The following is a 24,792-nucleotide window of genomic DNA, read 5'->3' on the forward strand; positions in this document are numbered from 1 at the left end:
TCCGTCCATGAGACGCCTTGAAATTGCAGTGTCTGGCAGCAGCCAGGCAATGGCTGATCTGACCCTTGAACTTGAACTGCACGGCCATGGTGTCGTGCGTATTGAATCGCCGGCCAGTCACGCCCCGGTGGATTTGTTGATCGACGACGGAACGGTACCGTGCGACGGTCTCCAGGCCCAGTCTCGCCTGGAGGTACGCGTGGCACTCGATGCCCTGGCGGACGAGACGTTGCCGCAGCCAGTGGTGGTTTTTCGCGACGGTGCGCAACGGTTGTTGTGGCGCCAGTCTATCGCTCTTGAAAGCGACGGCAACGGCCAGTCCCTGCGCCTGCGCACACTGGCAGCGGTAGTCGAAAGCGGCGCACGGCTGGTCAGCCAGTTTTCCCGGGATGAGGCCTGTTTCGATCATTGGCCCACGGCGGAGGTCGACACTGCCGAGTCACTGTTGCATGGGCTTGATGCACTGGAGATGCTGGCCTTCGAACACCGCCTCAATGCGCCTGCTGTGCCGTGGCTGCTGGCCGCCGCCCAAGTACCGGTGATGCACAGCATTGAGCAGCGCATGCTCGATGACGCAACGCGACCGGCCCTGTGGGTCGATGGTTTGCTCGTCGATTACAAGTCCTTACGCAGCCTGGCGCTGAGCTTGCAACAACCGATGCTGGACATGCTGCGCCATCACGGCGTAACCGACCGCCCGGTGATGATCGGCGTGTGCCTGCCCAAGTCGCCGCAGCTGTACGCGGCGATTCTGGCGGTGCTGGGTTGCGGGGCGGTGTACCTGCCGCTGGACCCGCAGCATCCGGCACAACGTCGGCGCTTCATTCTGGAAAACGCCAACGCAGCTTTGCTGTTGCACGACGGCGCCAGCGAGTTGGGCGACGTCTCGCTGCCGATGCTGGACATTCGCCATCTGCCTTCGCCCAAACCCGGTCTCCCGGCCTCGCTGATCCGCCGCACGGTGAACATCGACGAACCGGCCGTGGCGATCTACACCTCGGGCACCACCGGCCAGCCCAAAGGTGTATTGCTCAGCCATCGCAACCTCAGCCATTTCTGTGCCTGGTACGCCGACCACGTGGGGTTGCAGCGCAGCAGTCGGGCGTTGCAGTTTTCCACCATTAATTTCGACGCGTCGCTGTTGGATATCTTGCCGACCTTTATCCAGGGTGCGCTGCTGGTGGTGCCCAGCGACGACCAGCGCCGCGATCCACAGCAATTGGTCGAGTTGATTGTCGGGCAGCAAGTGACCCACGCCTTCCTGCCACCGGCGCTGCTGAGCGTCATGCCGCTGGAAACACCGCTGGGCCTTGAGCACTTGATTACCGGCGGCGATGTCTGCGAGCCGTTCGTGATCGCTCAGCTCGCGCCGCAATGTCGATTCCACAATATTTACGGCCCGACCGAAACCACGGTGTTGGCCACCACGCGGCAATTTTGCATCGGCGATAGCAATCGCAACCTCGGCATTCCCATCGCCAATGGCCGGGTTTTGATTCTGGACGAGCAATTGCAACCAGTGCCTCAAGGCATACCCGGCGAGCTGTACATCGCCGGGCCGGGTGTCGGCCTGGGTTATCTGAATGATCCAGCGCTGACGGCGGCGCGCTACCTCAACCTGACGCTGCCCAACGGGCAGGCGTTGCGGGTTTATCGCACCGGCGATATCGGCCAGTGGACCGATGAGGGGATCGAGCTGAGTGGCCGTCGTGATAACCAGGTGAAGATCCGGGGCTTTCGGGTCGAGCCCGAGGAAATCGAGCATTGCCTGCGCGAAAGCCAGCTGTTTCGTCAGGTGGCCGTGGTGGTCGATGAACGGCGGCGGATTCTCGCGTACCTGGTTCACCCCAGGGAAGAGCAGCCCGGCACCGCTCTGCCAGCCTTGCGCGAGCATGTGCAAAACGCGCTGCCCGGTTACATGCACCCCGGCGCCTACATTGAACTGCCACGCCTGCCTTACACCAGTAATGGCAAGGTCGATCGACGGGCTCTGCTCGCAACCTCGGGACAGGTCCAGGTCGCCAGTCAGCGGCGCCAGCCGCAGACCCCGTTGCAGATGCAATTGCGCCAGCTGTGGGCCGAATTGCTTGAGCTGCCAGTCGAGGAGATTGCCACGGATGAAAGCTTCTTCAACCTGGGCGGGCATTCTATTCTGCTGTCGCAGCTGCTGCTGAGCATCCGCCAGGTGTTCGGTCGCAGTTTGTCGATCAATCGCTTCATCGAAGGGCCCACATTGCTGACCCTCGCCAAGCTGCTCGATGGCCCTGAGCAAAGCGCAGCTTCGACGCTCAGCCCCCAGGCCTTCATCGATGCCGCAGCCGAACTCAACCTCGATCCGCTACCGATCAGCCAGTGCGGTGATGTGCATAAAGTGCTGGTGACCGGTGCCAACAGCTTTCTCGGGGTGCACATCGTCGAGGCTTTGCTGGCCTGGGGCGCCACCGAGGTTGCGTGCCTGGTGCGCGAATCCGGCGGACAAACCGCGGCCGAACGTTTCGCCCAGGCCCTGCGGGATAACCGTCTCACCCATCTGGACCTGAGCCGGGTCAGCGTTTACGCCGCCGACATCACCCAACCGCAATTGGGTTTACCGGACGACGTTTACGCACGCATCGACCGCACCTTCGGCGCGCTGGTGCACAACGCCGCCAACGTCAATCACGTCCTCGATTACGAGTCGTTGGCGCGGGATAACGTCGAGCCGATTTTCGAGTGCCTGCGCCTGTGTGAAGGGCGCAGCAAGAAGATCTTCAACTTCGTCTCGACGCTCTCGGCGTCCAGCACGATTTCCGACGATGGCCGGGTGCTGGAGTTGCCCGCCGCGCAGACACCGCCGATCTACATCAAGAATGGCTACAACCTGTCCAAATGGGTCGGCGAGAGGATCCTCGAACGGGCGCGGGAGCGTGGGGTGCGGGTCAATCTTTATCGCCCCGGCAACATCAGCTTCAACAGCCTCACCGGCGTCTGCCAGCCCCACAAGAATCGCTTGATGCTGATGCTCAAGGGCTCGATCCAGCTCGGCCAGGTGCCGGAACTGGCACTGAATTTCGACCTGATGCCGGTGGATTTCCTCGCCCGTTTCATCGCCTTCCACGCCAGCCGTTACCAGGCCGAAAAAGCCGTGTTCAACCTGCACAATCCGGAGCCCTTGGGCTGGGATAACTACGTGGCGTCATTTCGCGAGGCCGGTCGGGAATTCTCCATGGTCAGCGTCGCCGACTGGCAGCGGCAATTGGGCCGGGTCGACAGCGACAACGCGCTGTTCGGCGTGCTGGGTTTCTACCTCAACGGCTTCGAGGAAGACATCGGCGACATCTCGATGATCGGCCACGACAACGCCCAGGCCGGCGTGCGGCAGATGGGCACGCATTACCCGGAAAAATCCCCGGCGCTGCTGCGACGCGGCTGCGACTACCTCAAAGAAATCAACTTCATCTGATTCAACCTGACCCTGAACGGAGCAAAACCATGAATACTCTGCAACCCGATACCCTGATCAAAAATCCTCACGGCTGCCACGTCGAGTCTTCGGTGGAAGTACCGGTTGATGCAGCGCAAGTCTGGGCGGTGGTCGGTAACTTTGCCGGCTTCGACAAATTCATTCCGGCGCTGTCACACATCGAGATGACGGGCGAAGGTGTGTCGTCGCTGCGCAAGAAATTCTTCAAGGATGGCAACCACCTGGTGGTCGAGCAGCTCAACTCTCGGGACGACCATGCAATGAACATGACCTGGACCCTCATCTACAACACCTTGGGCATCGGCAATTTGTGGGCGGCGATGAGAGTGGAATCCATCGGCGCAGGCAAGTCGCGGGCAATCTGGACCATCATTGCCGAACCGGCTCAGGGCGGTGCCGAAGCCCTGCCGGGATTCAAGAATTTCCTTCAGGGGTTTGCCGATGATGCGATGGGGAATGTGTTGAAGCTGTTTGTGTAGGATCTTGATGGGGTGGTGATTGAACCACCGCTTTCGCGAGCAAGCCCGCTCCCACATTCGACTGCGTTCCGCCTGGAAGAACTCGGTCAAAATGTGGGAGCGGGCTTGCTCGCGAAGAACGATAACGCAGTAGAGCTGACCTCAATCAGATCTTGAAACTATCAACCAACTGCTTCAATCGATTGGCCTGCTGAGACAACGCATCGCAATCCTTCAATGTTTCATTGAGGTTGGCCACGCTCTGCTGGTTCAGCAGGTTGATCTGGTTGACGTCGACGTTGAGGGTTTCCACCACGGCGGTCTGCTCTTCGGTCGCTGCCGCCACCGACTGGTTCATGCCGTCGATTTCGCCAATGCGCTGGGTCACGCTGACCAGTCGCAGGCCGGCCTGGTTCGCCACTTCGACACTCTGCTCGCTGGAGACCTGACTGGCGTTCATGGTGGTCACCGCTTCGCGAGATCCGATTTGCAGCGAGCTGATCATCTTGTGGATCTCTTCCGCCGACTCCTGGGTGCGATGAGCAAGGTTACGCACCTCGTCCGCCACCACCGCAAAACCACGACCGGCCTCACCGGCACGGGCCGCTTCGATGGCCGCGTTGAGCGCCAGCAAATTGGTCTGCTGGGAAATGCCTTTGATCACATCGAGAATGTGGCCGATGTTGTCGGTGCTCGCGTTCAGGGTTTCGATCTGTGTGCAGGACAGGCTGATTTTCTGCGACAGCTCGGTCATGGCCAAAATAGTTTTTTCCACCACCTGACGACCGTCATCGGCCTGCTCGCTCGCGCCGCTGGCGTGTTGCGAAGCATCGGCGGCGTTGCGGGCGATTTCCTGGGTGGCGGCGCCCAATTGGTTGATCGCCGCGGCCACACTGTTGGTGCGGGCGCTTTGTTCGTCGGAGCCGATGATCGAAGCATTGGACGATGCCATCACCCGTTGCGACAGGTCATGCACTTGACGGGTCGCCGAAGACACTTCGCAAATCGACGCGTGAATCCGCTCCACAAACTGATTGAAAGAGCCGCCCAACTCGCCGAACTCGTCTTTGCTTTCTACCACCAGACGACGGGTCAGATCGCCCTCGCCCTGAGCGATGTCCTGCATCGCACGACCCATAGTAGTCAGCGGACGCATCAGCACGCTGATCAGCAGACTCAGCAGCACGGCAATGGCGGTCACGGCAATGAACATCGCGATCAGCGCCGAGGTGCGGAACTGGCTCAGTGGTGCGTAGGCCTTGGCCTTGTCGATCGACAGACCGATGTACCACTCGGCATTCGGCAACCCACTCACCGGCGTGAACGAGAGGATGCGGTCCTGCTTATTCAGTTCTACTTCCTGATTGCCTTTGCCGATACGGACACTGGAGCCCGGATAGATGTCTTTCAGGTTCTTCATCACCTGATCCTTGTCCGGGCTGACGATCACCTGACCGTCGGCGCTGACGAGGAACGCGTGACCGATGCCACCGAAGTCCACCGAGTTGATGATCTTCACCAGGGTTTCCAGACTCAGGTCGCCGCCGACCACGCCCAGCAGTTCGCCTTGCTTTTTCACCGGCATGGCGATGGTCACCACTAACCCGCCGACCGCGGCCATGTAAGGCGGGGTCAGCATGGTCTTGTCGGCAACCACGGCTTGTTTGTACCAAGGGCGCTGACGCGGATCGTAGCCGTCCGGCATCTTCGCGTCGGGGCGCTGGGTGAACACACCATTGGCCTGGCCGACGTAAGTGAATTGGAAGTTCGAGGTGAGGGCGGGTTGATCGACCAACCCCGGAAAATCAGCATTGGCCCCTTGATGAGCGATGTTCTGGGCGAGATTTTCCAGGACCAATACACGGCCGCTCATCCAGTTCTGCACGCTGCTGGCGGTCAGCTCGCCGGCTTGCTCGACGGAAGACTCGAGGTTTTGGCGGATGGTGTTTCGCTGCAGATAGTCGTTGTACAAAGTGAACAACGCAAAAGCCAGCACCACGACGCCTGAAGCGGCCAGCAGGATTTTATGGCTGAACTTGAGATTCATTTCATGGGCTTCTTATGCAAAAAATGGGGATGCGTTCCGGTTTCAACATTCCATGTAACCGCGCAGACGGCATTCTGGGGCCGCTCTACTTTGGTGCACGCATGTCTCACCAGTCTGTCGGCACGAGTGGAAGAAATCTTAGGGATTTGTACGAAACCCGTCAGATACCCGCCGAACGGCGTGCTAAAGCGCCCTAATAGCTGTGTTTGATGGTGGTTGTTTGAACGGCAGTTGCAAATTCTGCGACCCTTGATGACAATGCGACTAATTATCATTTGTGACGTCGAGCTGTCGCGTTCATGTCTTCACCTGAATTTGCAGTACAGGCGCTTTACAGCAGCCATCACGGGTGGCTCAACATGTGGCTACGTGCGCGATTGGGCAATGCAGCCGATGCGGCGGATCTGGCTCAGGACACGTTCGTCCGGTTGCTGCAAAGAACCGAACGCCTGGAGCTCAAGGCCCCCCGCGCTTTTCTACGAACCATTGCTCGCGGCTTGGTGATCGACTATTGGCGTCGAGAGGAAATCGAGCGTGCGTACCTGGAAACCATCGCCCATTTGCCCGAGGCCGAAACCCCGAGCGCCGAGGCGCGGGCATTGGTGCTCGAATTGCTGGAAAGCATCGCCCGCATGCTTGAAGGCCTGAAGCCGAAAGTGCGTCAGGCATTTCTGCTGGCCCAGTGCGAAGGACTTACCCACAAGCAGATCGCCGAACACATGGGATTATCCCTACGCTCGGTGGAGCGTTATGTGGCCGACGCGCTGTATCACTGCTACGTGCTGCGGTACGAAACGTGATGCCTGTGGATAACTCAACGCTGAACCGTCGCGGCGAACCTCATCAGCAGGTGGTGAAACAAGCCATCCATTGGTTGCTGCGCCTGCGTAACAACGCGACCAATCCCAGACTGCTCCAACAATGCGACGTCTGGCGGGCAGAACACCATGAACACGAACTGGCCTGGCAACGGGTGCAGTCCCTGCAAGCCGAGTTGAGCAGCAATCTGCGCGCGGTGCCTGGGGCTCAAGTTGCTTTCAACACTTTGGAAAACAGCGCACAAGGACTCGGGCGACGCCAGGCATTGAAGCTGCTGTCGGGGGCATTGCTGATAGGTTCAGCGGCATGGCTGGGCAAAGATGTGGTCGGCTGGCAACAATGGACCGCCGACTTCGCCACCGCCACAGGCGAACGACGCGGTTTCCAGTTACCGGATGGCACGCGCCTGGAGCTCAACACCGCCAGCGCGGTGGATCTGGACTACACCGCGCAGCAGCGCCTGATCAAACTGACTCGCGGCGAGATCGTCGTGACGTGCGGTGGGGCAAGTGAAGGGGTTTCGTTTGATCGACCGTTGCGGGTGCAAAGCCGTCACGGTGTGTTCGAAAGTGTGGCGGCGCGCTTCATCGTTCGTCAGGACGCCGACTGCACGCGGCTCAGCGTCACCAGCGGCGTGGTCGCAATCCATTCGCCACGGGCCGCCGATGGCCTGCCGATTCAAGTGCAGGCCGGGCAGAGTTATCTGATCGATCGGAGTCGCGCACAGTTGGCACTGCCGCAGGACATGGATGCCGGCGCCTGGGTCGACGGCCTGATCGTCACCCGCAACATGCGCCTCGGGGACTTCATTAATGAAGTCGGGCGTTACCGTCCCGGCTATCTGACCTGCGCGGCGGATATTGCCCATTTGCGGCTGTCCGGGGTTTTCCGTCTCGAAGACACCGACAAACTGCTGGCCATCCTGCCGCAAACCCTGGCGGTGCGACTGCGCTATCGCACTCGTTATTGGGTGACGCTGGAGCGGCAGGCCTGAATTATTTTTGGCGGGTTTTCCGAACAAGTCCGGCTTAGTCAGTAAGCACTTCAACTCTGCCTTCAGCGACTTCCTACGGAAACCTACAATGACTGTGCGCGCCACCTGTAAGAACCCTCTCCATTTCGCCGCGGAATCGGGCGTATTGCGCCACGCCATCCGCGCGGCGCTGTTCTCGACCGCACTGGGTATCGGCCTGTCGCCGTCACTTGGCGTTGCAGCACAGAGCAGCGAAGCCAGTAGCCACCGCTACAACATCGCCGCCGGCCCTTTGAGCGATGTACTCAACCAATTCGCGCGTCAGGCGGGCATCACGCTGTCGACGACTCCGGCTCAAACTCAGGGCCTTCAATCGCCGGGATTACAGGGCGACTATTCGGCGGATCAGGCGTTGAGTCATTTGCTCAACGGCACAGGGCTTGTGGCCGTCAGTCAGGATGGCAGCAGCTATGTGCTGCGGCCCGTCGCTGAAACCGAAGCCCTGGCACTGCCTGCCACCGACATCAAAGGCTTCGCCCTGGGTAACGCGCTGGGCAGCATGGATGGCTACAACGCAACGCACAGCCAGATCGCCACCAAGACCAGTACCGCGCTGCTGGAAACCTCGCAAAGCGTGTCCGTGGTGACCCGCGATCAAATGGACGACCAAGGCTCACAAACCGTGTCCCAGGCGATGCGCTACACACCGGGCGTGCTGACCAATCCTTACGGCGCGACCCACCGTTATGACTACGTGGCGATGCGCGGTTTCAACGACGGCTCGGTGGATAACATCTATCTCGATGGCCTCAAATCCATGGGCGACAGCGGCACCTACAGCACCATGCAGGTGGACCCATATTTCCTCGAACGAGTCGATATTCTCAAAGGGCCGTCGTCAGTACTCTACGGTCGCAGCTCGCCAGGCGGGCTGGTGGCGTTGACCAGCAAGAAACCGTTGTATGAGCCCTATCATCAGGTGCAGGCCACGGTGGGCACCCAAGGCCAGCGCGGCATGGGTTTCGACTTCAGCGGGCCGGTGGATGATGACAAGCGTATCGCCTATCGCCTGACAGGGTTGGCGGATCAGTCCGACACACAGTTCGACCACAATAAGGAAAAGCGCTTCGCCCTGGCGCCGACGGTGAGCATCGATTTCACCGAAGATACCTCGCTGACGCTGCAAGCCTATCTGCAACACGATCCCGACGGCGGCTATCACGGCGGCGTTCCGGCCGATGGCACGATCCATCAGCGCAACGGCAATCGAATCTCCCCCAACTTCTTCGAAGGTGAGCCGAGTGTTAATGGTTTCCAGCGTGATCAACAGTCCTTCGGTTATCAGTTCGAACACCGCTTCAACGACGTCTTCACCGCTCGGCAGAACCTTCGGTATCTCGATTCCAAAGTGAAGATCGATCAGGTGTACGCCTATGGCTGGACCACACCGACCAGTAACGAGTTGAACCGCTATTTCACTGGGGGCGATGAAAAGCTCCACGCCTTTATCGTCGATAACATGCTGCAAGCCGAACTCTTCACAGGCGCAACCAAACACACCGTGCTGATGGGCGCGGACTATCAGCGACGCAAAACGGTGGTTGACTGGGCCAGTGGCGGTCTTGCGCCGATCGATGCGTTCAATCCGGTGTACGGCAATTCGACCATCGACTTCTACAGCCCGACCAGCTATCTGCGCCGCTTGGAACAGACCGGTGTCTACCTGCAAGACCTGATCGAGATGGATAAATGGCGCTTCTCTTTGGGGCTGCGTCAGGACTGGGTTGAAACCTCCGATGAAAATCGGCTGGCCGAAGCGGGACGCCCTGTGGGCACGGAAATCAGTGACGAACGCACCAAGCTGACGGGCCGGGCCGGGGCGCTGTACCTGTTCGATAACGGCATCGCGCCGTATATCAGCTACTCCGAGTCGTTCAATCCGAATTCCTACGCGGACAGCGACGGTAATCCTCTGGCACCGACCGATGGCACCCAGTGGGAAGTGGGCCTGAAATACCAGCCGCCGGGCACTGACAACTTGTTCACGGCGTCGCTGTTCCGCATCGATCAGGAAAACCTGGCGACCAAACTGCCGCAGGAAAACTTCTATCGCGCTGTAGGCGCCGTCCGCTCCCAGGGTCTGGAACTGGAAGCGCACATGCAGCTGACCGACAACCTGAAAGTCCTCGGCAGCTACACCTTCACCGACATCGAATATTCAAAGTCGATGATCAGTACGTTGAGCACCGACACCGACGTGATCGAGAACAAGGGCAACTCGCCGACTCAGGCGCCCCGTCATATGGCCTCGGTATGGGCGGACTACACGTTCGACAGCGCAGCGCTTGATGGCCTGCGCTTGGGCGGCGGCGTGCGTTACGTCGGCTACAGCTGGGCCGATGCGGAAAACACCCTGAAGGTGCCATCCTACACGCTGTTCGATGCGTCTGTCGGCTATGACCTGGGTAAGGTGGGTTTGAAGGGCGTGGACGTACGCCTGAATGCGAACAACCTGACCAACGAGTCCTACGTGGCCTCCTGTGCCAGCCTGAACTTCTGCTACCAGGGCGAAGAGCGCAATGTCGCCGCGACCGTGAGCTATCAGTTCTAACCACTTGTTATCCAAAAAAAGCCAGCCCCTGAATCCAGGGGCTGGCTTTGTCGTCTCTGCAGGAAAATTCCATGCGTGCATTTCTGGTTTTACTTCATCGCTACATTGGTTTGGCGACTGCGTTGTTTCTGCTGATGGCGGGGCTTACGGGCAGCATCCTGGCGTTCAATCATGAGTTGGATGAATGGCTCAATCCGGGGTTTTACTCCGCGTCTGCCGAAGGTCAGCGTTTACCGCCCGGCACTTTAGTCGACAAGCTGCAAACGGAGCATCCGAGGCTGCAAGTCTGGTACCTGGAGTACCCGTCAGAAGCGGGTCATACCGCATTGCTGGCTGCGGTACCGCGCAATGACCCTTCGACCGGAAAACCTTTTGCCGAACCCAATCAGGTGTTCTATCTGGACCCAGTCAATGGCGAGCAGAAAGGGCAGCGGTTCTGGGGGGAATGCTGCTTTCAGCGGGAGAATTTCATCCCGTTCATTCTGGAGTTCCACTACAACCTGGTTCTACCGAATAACTGGGGATTGTTGTTAATGGGACTGGTCGCGATCGCTTGGGTTGTCGATTGTTTCATTGCGCTTTGGCTGACGCTTCCACGTGGGAAACCGTTCTGGAAGAAATGGTCGACGGCCTGGAAGATCAAGGGTGGGCATGCCTACCGGCTGAATTTTGACCTGCATCGGGCGGGAGGGTTGTGGCTTTGGTTGTTGCTGTTACCAATTGCGATCAGCAGTGTCGCCATGAACCTGCCGAGTCAGGTCTTCAAGCCTGCGGTCTCGCTGTTTTCGCCTATTGAGCCGAGTGTTTACGAGGCCCGCGGACGCATGCCTGCCGAGGAGTTGGGAGTTACGCGGCTGAGTTATCAACAGGCTTATGAACGTGCGTTACAGGAAGGGCAAAAGTTGGGGCTGACCGCTGCAATCGGGGAGTTGTATTACAGTTTTGAGTACAACTTTTATGGGGCAGGGTTTGGGCAACATGATACCGAAGCCCATGGAAAGTCCTGGCTGTTCTTCCATGGCACGGACGGGCGTTTACTGGGGCAGGAAATCGCAGGGCAAGGCACCCTGGGGGAGCGTTTTTATCGGCTGCAATTGCCGATACACGGAGGTCGGATCATTGGGCTCACCGGGCAAGTGATGATCGCGGTGCTAGGTGTTTTGATTGCAGTATTGTCGGTGACGGGAATCTATATCTGGTGGCGCAAGTTGCTGGCTCGAAGGAGTAGTGAGGCACGTAAGAGCAGGATGTGCCCCATTCCAGATTGAGGTTTCTATAACCCAGAAAGACAAAACCCCTGTCTGCATAAGCAGACAGGGGTTTCGGAATTCAATCTTGACGATGACCTACTCTCACATGGGGAAACCCCACACTACCATCGGCGATGCATCGTTTCACTGCTGAGTTCGGGATGGGATCAGGTGGTTCCAATGCTCTATGGTCGTCAAGAAATTCTGTGACCAGCCCGTTATAGCGGTAACGTGCCAGCAAAATCGGTGACTTCTACTAAAACAAAACCCCTACCTGCATACGCAGATAGGGGTTTCGGAATTTGATCTTGACGATGACCTACTCTCACATGGGGAAACCCCACACTACCATCGGCGATGCATCGTTTCACTGCTGAGTTCGGGATGGGATCAGGTGGTTCCAATGCTCTATGGTCGTCAAGAAATTCGGGTACCGAGTCGTGGCCTGGTGGCCGCGCTTCAGCAAATTGGGTAAGTGATAGCCTGGTGTTTTGTGAGTATCGAACTTTCGGTTCTTGCGTCTTCACACACCGCAATCTGGTGCCTCTTCAGGTCAGCAAATTGCTTGGGTGTTATATGGTCAAGCCTCACGGGCAATTAGTATTGGTTAGCTCAACGCCTCACAGCGCTTACACACCCAACCTATCAACGTCGTAGTCTTCGACGGCCCTTCAGGGGACTCAAGGTCCCAGTGAGATCTCATCTTGAGGCTAGTTTCCCGCTTAGATGCTTTCAGCGGTTATCTATTCCGAACATAGCTACCCGGCAATGCCACTGGCGTGACAACCGGAACACCAGAGGTTCGTCCACTCCGGTCCTCTCGTACTAGGAGCAGCCCCTCTCAAATCTCAAACGTCCACGGCAGATAGGGACCGAACTGTCTCACGACGTTCTAAACCCAGCTCGCGTACCACTTTAAATGGCGAACAGCCATACCCTTGGGACCGGCTTCAGCCCCAGGATGTGATGAGCCGACATCGAGGTGCCAAACACCGCCGTCGATATGAACTCTTGGGCGGTATCAGCCTGTTATCCCCGGAGTACCTTTTATCCGTTGAGCGATGGCCCTTCCATACAGAACCACCGGATCACTAAGACCTACTTTCGTACCTGCTCGACGTGTCTGTCTCGCAGTCAAGCGCGCTTTTGCCTTTATACTCTACGACCGATTTCCGACCGGTCTGAGCGCACCTTCGTACTCCTCCGTTACTCTTTAGGAGGAGACCGCCCCAGTCAAACTACCCACCATACACTGTCCTCGATCCGGATAACGGACCTGAGTTAGAACCTCAAAGTTGCCAGGGTGGTATTTCAAGGTTGGCTCCACGCGAACTGGCGTCCACGCTTCAAAGCCTCCCACCTATCCTACACAAGCAAATTCAAAGTCCAGTGCAAAGCTATAGTAAAGGTTCACGGGGTCTTTCCGTCTAGCCGCGGATACACTGCATCTTCACAGCGATTTCAATTTCACTGAGTCTCGGGTGGAGACAGCGCCGCCATCGTTACGCCATTCGTGCAGGTCGGAACTTACCCGACAAGGAATTTCGCTACCTTAGGACCGTTATAGTTACGGCCGCCGTTTACCGGGGCTTCGATCAAGAGCTTCGCGTTAGCTAACCCCATCAATTAACCTTCCGGCACCGGGCAGGCGTCACACCCTATACGTCCACTTTCGTGTTTGCAGAGTGCTGTGTTTTTAATAAACAGTCGCAGCGGCCTGGTATCTTCGACCGGCGTGGGCTTACGCAGTAAATGCTTCACCCTCACCGGCGCACCTTCTCCCGAAGTTACGGTGCCATTTTGCCTAGTTCCTTCACCCGAGTTCTCTCAAGCGCCTTGGTATTCTCTACCCAACCACCTGTGTCGGTTTGGGGTACGGTTCCTGGTTACCTGAAGCTTAGAAGCTTTTCTTGGAAGCATGGCATCAACCACTTCGTGTTCTAAAAGAACACTCGTCATCAGCTCTCGGCCTTGGAATCCCGGATTTACCTAAGATTCCAGCCTACCACCTTAAACTTGGACAACCAACGCCAAGCTGGCCTAGCCTTCTCCGTCCCTCCATCGCAATAACCAGAAGTACAGGAATATTAACCTGTTTTCCATCGACTACGCTTTTCAGCCTCGCCTTAGGGACCGACTAACCCTGCGTCGATTAACGTTGCGCAGGAAACCTTGGTCTTTCGGCGTGGGTGTTTTTCACACCCATTGTCGTTACTCATGTCAGCATTCGCACTTCTGATACCTCCAGCAAGCTTCTCAACTCACCTTCACAGGCTTACAGAACGCTCCTCTACCGCATCACCTAAGTGATACCCGTAGCTTCGGTGTATGGTTTGAGCCCCGTTACATCTTCCGCGCAGGCCGACTCGACTAGTGAGCTATTACGCTTTCTTTAAAGGGTGGCTGCTTCTAAGCCAACCTCCTAGCTGTCTAAGCCTTCCCACATCGTTTCCCACTTAACCATAACTTTGGGACCTTAGCTGACGGTCTGGGTTGTTTCCCTTTTCACGACGGACGTTAGCACCCGCCGTGTGTCTCCCATGCTCGGCACTTGTAGGTATTCGGAGTTTGCATCGGTTTGGTAAGTCGGGATGACCCCCTAGCCGAAACAGTGCTCTACCCCCTACAGTGATACATGAGGCGCTACCTAAATAGCTTTCGAGGAGAACCAGCTATCTCCGAGCTTGATTAGCCTTTCACTCCGATCCACAGGTCATCCGCTAACTTTTCAACGGTAGTCGGTTCGGTCCTCCAGTTAGTGTTACCCAACCTTCAACCTGCCCATGGATAGATCGCCCGGTTTCGGGTCTATTCCCAGCGACTAGACGCCCTATTAAGACTCGCTTTCGCTACGCCTCCCCTATTCGGTTAAGCTCGCCACTGAAAATAAGTCGCTGACCCATTATACAAAAGGTACGCAGTCACCCAACAAAGTGGGCTCCCACTGCTTGTACGCATACGGTTTCAGGATCTATTTCACTCCCCTCTCCGGGGTTCTTTTCGCCTTTCCCTCACGGTACTAGTTCACTATCGGTCAGTCAGTAGTATTTAGCCTTGGAGGATGGTCCCCCCATATTCAGACAAAGTTTCTCGTGCTCCGTCCTACTCGATTTCATGGCCAAGAGATTTTCGCGTACAGGGCTATCACCCACTATGGCCGCACTTTCCAGAGCGTTCCGCTAATCTCAAAGCCACTTAAGGGCTAGTCCCCGTTCGCTCGCCACTACTAAGGGAATCTCGGTTGATTTCTTTTCCTCAGGGTACTTAGATGTTTCAGTTCCCCTGGTTCGCTTCTTAAGCCTATGTATTCAGCTTAAGATACCTAACTTATGTTAGGTGGGTTCCCCCATTCAGACATCTCCGGATCAAAGTCTGTTTGCCGACTCCCCGAAGCTTTTCGCAGGCTACCACGTCTTTCATCGCCTCTGACTGCCAAGGCATCCACCGTATGCGCTTCTTCACTTGACCATATAACCCCAAGCAATCTGGTTATACTGTGAAGACGACATTCGCCGAAAATTCGATGCTTGCTCATAAAGAGCAACTCACAAATTTTACCTTAGCCTGATCCACTACCAGTGAAAGTAGTGTTCAGTCTATCTTTCTATCACATACCCAAATTTTTAAAGAACGATCTAATCAAAAGACTAGAAATCAATATTCACTACCGAATATTCATTTCTAAACTCTCAAACGTGTCGAAGCAGTTTATGGTGGAGCCAAGCGGGATCGAACCGCTGACCTCCTGCGTGCAAGGCAGGCGCTCTCCCAGCTGAGCTATGGCCCCATAACAAAATTGGTGGGTCTGGGCAGATTCGAACTGCCGACCTCACCCTTATCAGGGGTGCGCTCTAACCAACTGAGCTACAGACCCAATTTCGAGCTTGTAACTGTTAGCGTTGAGCTATCAGCTTGGAGCTTAAAGCTGCTTCTATCGTCTTCTTCAATGAATCAAGCAATTCGTGTGGGAACTTATGGAGCAGCTGATGTCGTCGATTAAGGAGGTGATCCAGCCGCAGGTTCCCCTACGGCTACCTTGTTACGACTTCACCCCAGTCATGAATCACACCGTGGTAACCGTCCTCCCGAAGGTTAGACTAGCTACTTCTGGTGCAACCCACTCCCATGGTGTGACGGGCGGTGTGTACAAGGCCCGGGAACGTATTCACCGCGACATTCTGATTCGCGATTACTAGCGATTCCGACTTCACGCAGTCGAGTTGCAGACTGCGATCCGGACTACGATCGGTTTTCTGGGATTAGCTCCACCTCGCGGCTTGGCAACCCTCTGTACCGACCATTGTAGCACGTGTGTAGCCCAGGCCGTAAGGGCCATGATGACTTGACGTCATCCCCACCTTCCTCCGGTTTGTCACCGGCAGTCTCCTTAGAGTGCCCACCATGACGTGCTGGTAACTAAGGACAAGGGTTGCGCTCGTTACGGGACTTAACCCAACATCTCACGACACGAGCTGACGACAGCCATGCAGCACCTGTCTCAATGTTCCCGAAGGCACCCATCCATCTCTGGAAAGTTCATTGGATGTCAAGGCCTGGTAAGGTTCTTCGCGTTGCTTCGAATTAAACCACATGCTCCACCGCTTGTGCGGGCCCCCGTCAATTCATTTGAGTTTTAACCTTGCGGCCGTACTCCCCAGGCGGTCAACTTAATGCGTTAGCTGCGCCACTAAGAGCTCAAGGCTCCCAACGGCTAGTTGACATCGTTTACGGCGTGGACTACCAGGGTATCTAATCCTGTTTGCTCCCCACGCTTTCGCACCTCAGTGTCAGTATCAGTCCAGGTGGTCGCCTTCGCCACTGGTGTTCCTTCCTATATCTACGCATTTCACCGCTACACAGGAAATTCCACCACCCTCTACCATACTCTAGCTCGTCAGTTTTGAATGCAGTTCCCAGGTTGAGCCCGGGGCTTTCACATCCAACTTAACGAACCACCTACGCGCGCTTTACGCCCAGTAATTCCGATTAACGCTTGCACCCTCTGTATTACCGCGGCTGCTGGCACAGAGTTAGCCGGTGCTTATTCTGTCGGTAACGTCAAAACAATTACGTATTAGGTAACTGCCCTTCCTCCCAACTTAAAGTGCTTTACAATCCGAAGACCTTCTTCACACACGCGGCATGGCTGGATCAGGCTTTCGCCCATTGTCCAATATTCCCCACTGCTGCCTCCCGTAGGAGTCTGGACCGTGTCTCAGTTCCAGTGTGACTGATCATCCTCTCAGACCAGTTACGGATCGTCGCCTTGGTGAGCCATTACCTCACCAACTAGCTAATCCGACCTAGGCTCATCTGATAGCGCAAGGCCCGAAGGTCCCCTGCTTTCTCCCGTAGGACGTATGCGGTATTAGCGTCCGTTTCCGAGCGTTATCCCCCACTACCAGGCAGATTCCTAGGCATTACTCACCCGTCCGCCGCTCTCAAGAGGTGCAAGCACCTCTCTACCGCTCGACTTGCATGTGTTAGGCCTGCCGCCAGCGTTCAATCTGAGCCATGATCAAACTCTTCAGTTCAAACATCTTTGGGTTTTTAAGAAACCCTAAACTTGGCTCAGCAATCGTTGGTTACATCTTTGATTTCTCGCGGAGTAACTTGTGATGCTGATAATCTTGTTGACTATCAGTCTGACTCCACAAGCACCCACACGAATTGCTTGATTCAGTTGTTAAAGAGCGGTTGGTTAAGATCTTTCGTCTCAACCGAGGCGCGCATTCTACAGCAGCCTCTGTTACTGTCAAGCGGTTATTTCAGAAGTTTTCAAAGTTTCGCTTGGGAATCTTCAACAACTTCAACCACTTGCGCTTCCGATCTCTCGTTAGCGGGAGGCGAATTCTACAGCGTTACTCGCTGCTGTCAACACCTCTTTTTCTCCGCTTTCGACCGAGAAGATCGAACCATCAAAAGAGCCAAACAACACTGCTCTTTCAACTCCTTCTGGCTTCGATGAACTGAAGCGCAACCGCTGCCGAAAACCGCATAACTCATTGTTTACCAAGGAGTTTTCCGTTTCGACTGCGCCGGAAGTGGGGCGAATTATAGACGTCCAGAATCTGCCGTCAACCCCCGATTATGCTTTTCTATCAATAACTTGCAAAAAGCCTGAAAACTGCATATTTCCTTCTATATAGGGAGAGCAAAACCAGCGCTGCTATATAGAAGGAAATGCTCAGAGCACTCCAGATGCCTTGAACCCAGCAACGACACCGGCATCCAGACCCAACACCCGCTGTAAAATCTCCAGTGTGTGCTCACCCAACAAAGGGGGTGCACTGCGGTACTCCACCGGAGTCTCGGACAGACGTATCGGACTCGCAACCTGCGGCACCATCCCGGCCAAAGCATGAGGCAGCTCAATGGCCAACCCCCGCGCCTGAACCTGAGGATCAGCAAACATCTGAGCCAGATCATTGATCGGTCCGCATGGCACGCCTGCCTGCTCCAGTTGCACCACCCATTCGGCAGTAGTCTTGAACACGGTCGCCTGGCGAATCAGCGGAATCAATACCGCTCGGTTAGCCACCCGCAATTTGTTGGTCGCAAAACGCGGATCATCCGCCCACTGCGGCTGACCGGCCACCTGCGCAAACTTGCGGAACTGCCCATCATTACCCACGGTGAGGATGAAATCGCCATCGGCCGTAGGAAAGTCCTGATAAGGCACGATATTCGGATGAGCATTGCCCAGGCGTTTAGGCGCAACGCCGGTAGTCAGGTAGTTCATCGCCTGATTGGCCAAACAAGCCACCTGAACATCCAGCAATGCCATGTCTATATGCTGACCGCCACCGCCTTGATCCCGATGAGCCAAGGCCGCCAGTATCGCCACCGTTGAATAGAGACCGGTCAGGATATCTGTCAGCGCTACACCGACTTTCACCGGGCCCGCGCCTTCATCTCCTTCGGGACGACCGGTCAAACTCATCAGACCGCCCAAGCCCTGGATCATGAAATCGTAACCCGCACGCTTGGCATACGGACCTGTCTGACCGAATCCAGTGATCGAGCAATAGATCAGCTTCGGATTAATCGCCTTGAGCGACTCATAGTCCAGCCCATAAGCCGCCAGACCATCGACCTTGAAGTTTTCAATGAGGATGTCCGACTTCGCCGCCAACTCACGCACCAACTGTTGACCCTCTGGCCGCGTGAAGTCGATGGTCACTGATTGCTTGTTGCGGTTGGCGGACAGGTAATAGGCCGCCTCGCTGGTGTTCTCGCCATAGGCGTCTTTAAGGAACGGAGGCCCCCAGGCGCGCGTGTCATCGCCATTGCCCGGGCGCTCGACCTTGATGACTTCGGCGCCAAGGTCCGCCAGGATCTGCCCGGCCCAAGGCCCGGCAAGCACCCGCGATAAATCCAGTACCCGTAGATGCGAAAGCGCGCCCATGACCGTTCTCCTATTAATAGAACGCCTGGATGCCGGTCTGCGCGCGACCGAGGATCAGCGCGTGGACGTCATGCGTACCTTCATAGGTATTCACCACTTCCAGATTGACCAGGTGCCGAGCGACACCGAACTCATCGGAGATGCCGTTGCCACCCAGCATGTCACGCGCCATGCGAGCGATATCCAGGGACTTGCCACAGGAGTTGCGCTTCATCATCGACGTAATCTCGACGGCAGCAGTGCCTTCATCCTTCATACGACCCAGACGCAGGCAGCCTTGCAGCGCCATGGTGATTTCGGTCTGCATGTCAGCCAGCTTCTTCTGGATCAACTGTGTGGCCGCCAATGGACGACCAAACTGCTTACGGTCCAGGGTGTACTGGCGCGCGGTGTGCCAGCAGAACTCGGCAGCACCCAGTGCACCCCATGAGATGCCATAGCGTGCGGAGTTGAGGCAGGTGAACGGACCTTTAAGACCACGGACATCCGGGAAGATGTTCTCTTCAGGGACAAACACGTTGTCCATGACGATCTCGCCAGTGATGGATGCACGCAGGCCAACCTTGCCGTGAATCGCTGGAGCGCTCAGACCTTTCCAGCCCTTCTCCAGAACAAAACCACGAATGTCGCCCGCGTCATCCTTGCCCCAAACCACGAACACATCGGCGATCGGGCTGTTGGTGATCCACATTTTGCTGCCGGTGAGGCTGTAGCCGCCTTCGACTTTACGTGCACGAGTAATCATCGCGCCCGGGTCGGAACCGTGGTCAGGCTCGGTCAGACCGAAGCAACCGATCCATTCACCCGAGGCCAGCTTCGGCAGGTATTTCTGCTTCTGTGCTTCGGTACCGAATTCGTTGATAGGCACCATGACCAGCGACGACTGCACGCTCATCATCGAGCGATAGCCGGAGTCGACACGCTCGACCTCACGGGCAATCAGACCGTAGCTGACGTAGTTAAGGCCGCTGCCACCGTATTGCTCAGGAATGGTCGCACCCAACAGACCCACTTCACCCATCTCGCGGAAGATCGCCGGGTCGGTCTTCTCATGACGGAAAGCTTCGAGAACACGCGGCGCGAGCTTCTGCTGAGCGAATTGCTGAGCGGTGTCGCGAATCATGCGTTCTTCTTCAGTGAGCTGTTGATCCAGCAGCAGGGGATCGATCCAGTTGAAGCTAGCTTTACCGCCCATGAGTGAGTCCTCTCGAATCGGGTCAAATAACGTGGAGTGATCCTAGGCCCGGTTCGGTTTCACGGCAAACGAGGATTTTGCATACTGTTGTGCTAATTTCTCACTCCGTAACGTCGCAAAAATAGCCTATATGCGATGTATTAGTGAGGTTGACGTACATGCGCAGAAAGATTCCCAGTACAACCGCCCTGATCAGTTTTGAAGCTGCAGCGCGCCACGAGAGCTTTACCAAGGCCGCCCAGGAACTTTCCCTCACACAGGGAGCGATTTGCCGACAGATCGCCAGCCTTGAGGAGTTTCTCAGCGTCGAACTGTTCCGACGCTCCCGGCGCGGAGTGAAACTGACGGAGGCCGGGCTTTCCTACAGTCGCCGAGTGGCTACCCAACTCGATGCGGTTGAACGAGACACCTTGTCAGTGATGGGCCAGCAAGGCGCCAACGTAATCGAGCTGGCGGTGGTACCCACCTTCGGCACTCAGTGGCTGCTGCCGCGACTCAAGGATTTTCAGCACAAACATCCGGAAGTGACGGTCAACCTCACTAACCGCACCCGCCCCTTCCTGTTTGCCGATACCGATTTCGATGCCGCGATCTATTTCGGCGACGCCGACTGGTCGGGTACCGAATCCCACAGGCTAATGGGCGAAAATCCTATGCCGGTGTGCAGCCCCACGTTATTGGGCAAAGAAACCAATCTGACTCCCAGTGAAATCGCCGAACTGCCCCTGCTTCAGCAGACCACCCGCCCATATGCCTGGCGCCAGTGGTTCAACTCTCAAAACCTGAATATCCCGCGAGACATGACAGGGCCGCGTTACGAGCTATTCTCCATGCTTGCTCAAGCCGCAATGCACGATATGGGGATCGCGCTAATCCCACCGTTTCTGATTCAACGGGAATTGGCAGAGAAGCGCCTGGTGATTGCCAATGCTCAGGCCCTATCAAGCATCAAGGCCTATTACCTGATGATTCCGGAGCGAAAGGTCGAATCAGCCTCTTTAAAGGCATTTCGCGATTGGCTGGTGAATCAGGCACAAAGCTACAGCCTAGAAGGATAAAGGCTTACACCGATTAGTTGATCACGTAGTCAGAAATTCAAAAGCACTACAGATATAAGTATTTGTCGCATTTCGGCAGACTGTACTGAGGATGAGTACAAACGTCCCACAAGGGCCAGAATACGTGGCCTTGAGCCTCCACTCACAAGCAATGCCTCCTCATTCACCGTGCCGATGTTCAAATTCTTAAAAATTTAATGAAATCCTTACAAGGCACGGCCTGCAAGGGATTGAACCGGTAGGTTGCGACATTCGGTCACGGGGTGACTTGTAGTTAATTTTCCGTCACCCGTCATAATCCCTTGAAGGGCACAAAGTTCGCCTGCAAAATGCCGCGCCCCGCCCTGATTTGGCGGGATCGTGCTGATCGGCCGCCCCAGCCGCACCATCCGAAGTGCCTGGGTTTACTCAATAAGATCACGCAGGAGATTTGACGTGCACATTGGTGTTCCTCTCGAAACCCAGACGGGTGAAACACGGGTTGCTGCAACCCCGGAAACCATCAAAAAGCTGATCGGCCAGGGTCATAAAGTCACTGTGCAAAGCGGCGCCGGTATTAACGCCAGTGTTGTCGACAGTGCTTATGAAGCGGCAGGCGCGACCATTGGCAGTGCCAATGATGCATTTGGCGCAGAGCTGATTCTCAAGGTGGTCGCCCCCAGCGACAGCGAACTGACGCTGATAAAAAGCGGCACCGTTGTGGTGGGCATGCTCAATCCGTTCAGCAATGAAACCATTGCCAAGCTGGCTGAGTGCGGCATTACCGCTTTCGCACTGGAGGCCGCGCCGCGCACCTCCCGCGCTCAGAGCCTGGATGTGTTGTCCTCCCAGGCGAACATCGCCGGCTATAAAGCCGTGTTGCTGGCTGCTCACTACTACCCACGCTTCATGCCAATGCTGATGACCGCTGCGGGCACCGTGAAAGCGGCGCGTGTGCTGATTCTCGGTGCTGGCGTGGCCGGTTTGCAGGCGATTGCCACGGCGAAACGTCTGGGTGCTGTGATCGAAGCGTCTGACGTGCGTCCTGCCGTGAAGGAACAGATCGAATCTCTGGGTGCGAAATTCGTCGATGTGCCGTACGAAACCGATGAAGAGCGCGAATGCGCCGTCGGTGTCGGCGGTTACGCACGCCCCATGCCGGCCAGCTGGATGCAGCGCCAAGCCTTGGCCGTGCACGAGCGCGCCAAGCAGGCTGACATCGTCATTACTACTGCACTGATCCCGGGCCGCAAGGCGCCGACGCTATTGAGCGCGGAAACCGTGGCACAGATGAAGCCAGGCTCCGTGGTCATCGACCTCGCGGCAGCCCAGGGCGGTAACTGCCCGCTGACAGTGGCTGATCAGGTGGTCGTCGAGAATGGCGTGACCATTTGCGGCCCGACCAATCTGGCCGGCGCCGTCGCGGCAGATGCTTCGGCACTGTACGCGCGCAACCTGCTGGACTTCCTGAAGCTGGTCTTCAACAAAGAAGGCCAGTTTGAAGTGAACCTCGAAGACGACATCGTCGCCGCGTGCCTCATGTGCCGCGACGGCCAAGTCATCCGCAAAAACGCCTAAGCAGGGATTCAGACGATGGAAGAGCTTATCTCCCCCGGTATCTACAACCTGATCATCTTCGTGCTGGCGATTTATGTCGGTTATCACGTGGTCTGGAACGTTACACCCGCATTGCACACGCCGTTAATGGCGGTGACCAATGCCATTTCCGCGATTGTGATCGTCGGCGCCATGTTGGCCGCCGCTTTGACCGTGACGCCACTGGGCAAGACCATGGGCACCCTGGCGGTGGCTTTGGCGGCAGTGAACGTGTTCGGCGGCTTCCTCGTAACGCGCAGAATGCTTGAGATGTTCAAGAAAAAAGCCCCGAAAGCCGTAAAAGAAGAGGCGCCCCAGTAATGAGCATGAATCTGGTAACGACGCTCTACCTGATCGCGTCGATCTGTTTCATCCAGGCCCTCAAAGGCCTGTCGCACCCAACCACATCGCGGCGCGGCAATGTCTACGGCATGCTCGGCATGGCGTTGGCAATCGTCACCACGGTCGGCCTTATTTATAAGCTGGGCGCGCTCTCTTTTGAGCAAGGCAGTGCTACTGCCGGCATCGGTTACGTCATCGTTGGCCTGCTGGTCGGCGGCACCGCCGGCTCGATCATGGCCAAGCGCGTTGAAATGACCAAGATGCCGGAACTGGTCGCCTTCATGCACAGCATGATCGGTATGGCCGCAGTATTCATCGCCATCGCTGCTGTTGTTGAGCCGCAATCGCTGGGCATCGTCAAGGAACTGGGGGATTCGATTCCTGCCGGTAACCGCCTGGAGCTGTTTCTCGGCGCTGCTATCGGTGCAATCACCTTCTCTGGTTCGGTGATCGCGTTTGGCAAGCTGTCGGGCAAGTACAAGTTCCGCCTGTTCCAGGGGGCACCGGTACAGTTCAGCGGCCAGCACAAGCTGAACCTGCTGCTGGGTCTGGCCACGCTGGCACTGGGCATCACCTTCATGCTAACCGGCAATCTAAGCGCTTTCGCACTGATGCTGGCCCTGGCCTTCGTGATGGGTGTGTTGATCATCATCCCGATCGGTGGCGCAGACATGCCCGTCGTGGTGTCGATGCTCAACAGCTACTCCGGCTGGGCAGCAGCGGGTATCGGCTTCTCGCTGAACAACTCGATGCTGATCATTGCCGGTTCGCTGGTGGGCTCAAGCGGTGCGATCCTCTCGTACATCATGTGCAAAGCGATGAACCGTTCGTTCTTCAACGTGCTGCTCGGCGGTTTCGGCAATACCGCTGACGCAGGTCCGGCAGGCGCCCAGGAAGCCCGCCCGGTGAAATCCGGTTCGGCTGACGATGCCACTTTCCTGCTGACCAACGCCGACACCGTGATCATCGTTCCAGGCTATGGCCTGGCGGTGGCTCGCGCGCAGCACGCTTTGAAAGAGCTGACCGAAAAGCTGACCCACCGCGGCGTGACCGTGAAGTATGCGATTCACCCGGTTGCCGGTCGTATGCCTGGCCACATGAACGTATTGCTGGCCGAGGCCGAAGTGCCTTACGACCAGGTGTTTGAGATGGAAGACATCAATTCCGAGTTCGGTCAGGCCGACGTGGTGCTGGTGCTGGGTGCCAACGACGTGGTCAACCCGGCCGCCAAGAACGATCCGAAATCGCCGATTGCCGGTATGCCGATTCTCGAAGCGTTCAAAGCCAAGACCATCATCGTCAACAAGCGCTCGATGGCCAGCGGCTACGCCGGTCTGGATAACGAACTGTTCTACCTGGACAAGACCATGATGGTTTTCGGCGACGCCAAAAAAGTCATCGAAGACATGGTCAAAGCCGTCGAGTAATACCATTCGGCAACCTGAACGCCCCGACTTGTCGGGGCGTTTTTGTTTGTGGCTGTTACCGATCCTGTAACGGTGTTTTGTCTGAAAGGCGCAGAATAGACGCCTCGAATGCGACCTTGGTAGCGGGACGGGCACTGATCAAATTCACTAGACTGCGCACCTTGCT

13 protein-coding genes, 2 tRNA genes and 4 rRNA genes are annotated in these 24,792 nt (G+C 56.7%); 10 read left to right on the forward strand and 9 right to left on the reverse strand.

The features are described 5' to 3' along the window. Positions 1–7 precede the first annotated feature (7 nt). Entirely contained in the window at positions 8–3,442 is a 3,435-nt protein-coding gene (locus ABH909_RS02885) for a non-ribosomal peptide synthetase (protein WP_429430367.1), read from the forward strand. A gap of 29 nt (positions 3,443–3,471) precedes the next feature. Beyond that, on the forward strand, positions 3,472–3,942 hold the full coding sequence (locus ABH909_RS02890; protein ID WP_429430369.1) for an SRPBCC family protein: 471 nt from the start codon (positions 3,472–3,474) through the stop codon (positions 3,940–3,942). 145 nt (positions 3,943–4,087) lie between these two features. Here ABH909_RS02890 and ABH909_RS02895 read toward each other — a convergent pair whose 3' ends face one another. Further along, the gene (locus ABH909_RS02895; protein ID WP_429430371.1) at positions 4,088–5,968 is read right to left on the reverse strand and encodes a methyl-accepting chemotaxis protein; all 1,881 of its coding nucleotides are present in this window, start codon (positions 5,966–5,968) and stop codon (positions 4,088–4,090) included. A gap of 299 nt (positions 5,969–6,267) precedes the next feature. Between ABH909_RS02895 and ABH909_RS02900 the strand changes: the two genes are divergently transcribed. The 4 genes from ABH909_RS02900 to ABH909_RS02915 all read left to right on the forward strand — a co-directional run bounded on the left by ABH909_RS02900 (position 6,268) and on the right by ABH909_RS02915 (position 11,639). Continuing rightward, a complete protein-coding gene (locus ABH909_RS02900) occupies positions 6,268–6,768 on the forward strand; it encodes a sigma-70 family RNA polymerase sigma factor (RefSeq protein WP_429430373.1) in 501 nt (166 codons plus the stop codon). Then, a complete protein-coding gene (locus tag ABH909_RS02905; protein ID WP_429430375.1) occupies positions 6,768–7,781 on the forward strand; it encodes a FecR domain-containing protein in 1,014 nt (337 codons plus the stop codon). The genes ABH909_RS02900 and ABH909_RS02905 overlap by 1 nt, the downstream gene beginning before the upstream one ends. A gap of 88 nt (positions 7,782–7,869) precedes the next feature. Then, a complete protein-coding gene (locus ABH909_RS02910; protein ID WP_429430377.1) occupies positions 7,870–10,371 on the forward strand; it encodes a TonB-dependent siderophore receptor in 2,502 nt (833 codons plus the stop codon). Between the two features lie 71 nt (positions 10,372–10,442). Continuing rightward, complete coding sequence (locus tag ABH909_RS02915) at positions 10,443–11,639, forward strand: PepSY-associated TM helix domain-containing protein (RefSeq protein WP_429430379.1); 1,197 nt, start codon at positions 10,443–10,445, stop codon at positions 11,637–11,639. 65 nt (positions 11,640–11,704) lie between these two features. On the opposite strand, the gene rrf (ABH909_RS02920) is transcribed toward ABH909_RS02915, so the two are convergent. The 8 genes from rrf (ABH909_RS02920) to ABH909_RS02955 form a co-directional block, all read right to left on the reverse strand. Beyond that, positions 11,705–11,820, reverse strand: a 5S ribosomal RNA gene (gene rrf / locus ABH909_RS02920). Between the two features lie 107 nt (positions 11,821–11,927). Beyond that, a 5S ribosomal RNA gene (gene rrf, locus ABH909_RS02925) occupies positions 11,928–12,043 on the reverse strand. A gap of 154 nt (positions 12,044–12,197) precedes the next feature. Next, positions 12,198–15,089, reverse strand: a 23S ribosomal RNA gene (locus ABH909_RS02930). A 243-nt stretch (positions 15,090–15,332) separates the two neighbouring features. After that, positions 15,333–15,408, reverse strand: a tRNA-Ala gene (locus tag ABH909_RS02935). A 10-nt stretch (positions 15,409–15,418) separates the two neighbouring features. Beyond that, positions 15,419–15,495 (reverse strand) — tRNA-Ile (locus ABH909_RS02940). Positions 15,496–15,618: 123 nt separating this feature from the next. Further along, positions 15,619–17,155 (reverse strand): 16S ribosomal RNA (locus ABH909_RS02945). The 16S, 23S and 5S rRNA genes sit together here with 2 tRNA genes alongside, the layout of an rRNA operon. Before the next feature lie 653 nt (positions 17,156–17,808). Next, positions 17,809–19,029 (reverse strand): CaiB/BaiF CoA transferase family protein, encoded by a 1,221-nt coding sequence (locus tag ABH909_RS02950; RefSeq protein WP_429430381.1) that lies wholly within the window; start codon positions 19,027–19,029, stop codon positions 17,809–17,811. 13 nt (positions 19,030–19,042) lie between these two features. Then, positions 19,043–20,224, reverse strand: coding sequence for an acyl-CoA dehydrogenase (locus ABH909_RS02955; RefSeq protein ID WP_007897013.1), 1,182 nt, complete (start codon positions 20,222–20,224; stop codon positions 19,043–19,045). Positions 20,225–20,382: 158 nt separating this feature from the next. Here ABH909_RS02955 and ABH909_RS02960 point away from each other — a divergent pair, with 158 nt between their 5' ends. The 4 genes from ABH909_RS02960 to ABH909_RS02975 all read left to right on the forward strand — a co-directional run bounded on the left by ABH909_RS02960 (position 20,383) and on the right by ABH909_RS02975 (position 24,626). After that, positions 20,383–21,282 carry a LysR family transcriptional regulator gene (locus ABH909_RS02960; protein WP_429430383.1) on the forward strand — a complete coding sequence of 300 codons (900 nt, stop codon included), beginning with the start codon at positions 20,383–20,385 and terminating at the stop codon, positions 21,280–21,282. 435 nt (positions 21,283–21,717) lie between these two features. Beyond that, positions 21,718–22,839, forward strand: a complete 1,122-nt coding sequence (locus tag ABH909_RS02965) for a Re/Si-specific NAD(P)(+) transhydrogenase subunit alpha (protein WP_123358427.1) — start codon at positions 21,718–21,720, stop codon at positions 22,837–22,839. Between the two features lie 15 nt (positions 22,840–22,854). Beyond that, the gene (locus tag ABH909_RS02970; protein WP_007902743.1) at positions 22,855–23,178 is read left to right on the forward strand and encodes an NAD(P) transhydrogenase subunit alpha; all 324 of its coding nucleotides are present in this window, start codon (positions 22,855–22,857) and stop codon (positions 23,176–23,178) included. Continuing rightward, positions 23,178–24,626, forward strand: a complete 1,449-nt coding sequence (locus tag ABH909_RS02975) for an NAD(P)(+) transhydrogenase (Re/Si-specific) subunit beta (RefSeq protein ID WP_429430385.1) — start codon at positions 23,178–23,180, stop codon at positions 24,624–24,626. The genes ABH909_RS02970 and ABH909_RS02975 overlap by 1 nt, the downstream gene beginning before the upstream one ends. The last annotated feature ends 166 nt before the right edge of the window (positions 24,627–24,792 follow it).

It is taken from the genome of Pseudomonas sp. BS3782 TE3695, from assembly GCF_050435305.1.
GTDB lineage: Bacteria > Pseudomonadota > Gammaproteobacteria > Pseudomonadales > Pseudomonadaceae > Aquipseudomonas.

Coding starts and splice junctions, on each gene's coding strand:
- ABH909_RS02885 (WP_429430367.1), top strand. CDS start 8: ATGAGACGCCTTGAAATTGCAGTGTCTGGCAGCAGCCAGGCAATGGCT.
- ABH909_RS02890 (WP_429430369.1), top strand. CDS start 3,472: ATGAATACTCTGCAACCCGATACCCTGATCAAAAATCCTCACGGCTGC.
- ABH909_RS02895 (WP_429430371.1), bottom strand. CDS start 5,968: ATGAATCTCAAGTTCAGCCATAAAATCCTGCTGGCCGCTTCAGGCGTC.
- ABH909_RS02900 (WP_429430373.1), top strand. CDS start 6,268: ATGTCTTCACCTGAATTTGCAGTACAGGCGCTTTACAGCAGCCATCAC.
- ABH909_RS02905 (WP_429430375.1), top strand. CDS start 6,768: ATGCCTGTGGATAACTCAACGCTGAACCGTCGCGGCGAACCTCATCAG.
- ABH909_RS02910 (WP_429430377.1), top strand. CDS start 7,870: ATGACTGTGCGCGCCACCTGTAAGAACCCTCTCCATTTCGCCGCGGAA.
- ABH909_RS02915 (WP_429430379.1), top strand. CDS start 10,443: ATGCGTGCATTTCTGGTTTTACTTCATCGCTACATTGGTTTGGCGACT.
- ABH909_RS02950 (WP_429430381.1), bottom strand. CDS start 19,029: ATGGGCGCGCTTTCGCATCTACGGGTACTGGATTTATCGCGGGTGCTT.
- ABH909_RS02955 (WP_007897013.1), bottom strand. CDS start 20,224: ATGGGCGGTAAAGCTAGCTTCAACTGGATCGATCCCCTGCTGCTGGAT.
- ABH909_RS02960 (WP_429430383.1), top strand. CDS start 20,383: ATGCGCAGAAAGATTCCCAGTACAACCGCCCTGATCAGTTTTGAAGCT.
- ABH909_RS02970 (WP_007902743.1), top strand. CDS start 22,855: ATGGAAGAGCTTATCTCCCCCGGTATCTACAACCTGATCATCTTCGTG.
- ABH909_RS02975 (WP_429430385.1), top strand. CDS start 23,178: ATGAGCATGAATCTGGTAACGACGCTCTACCTGATCGCGTCGATCTGT.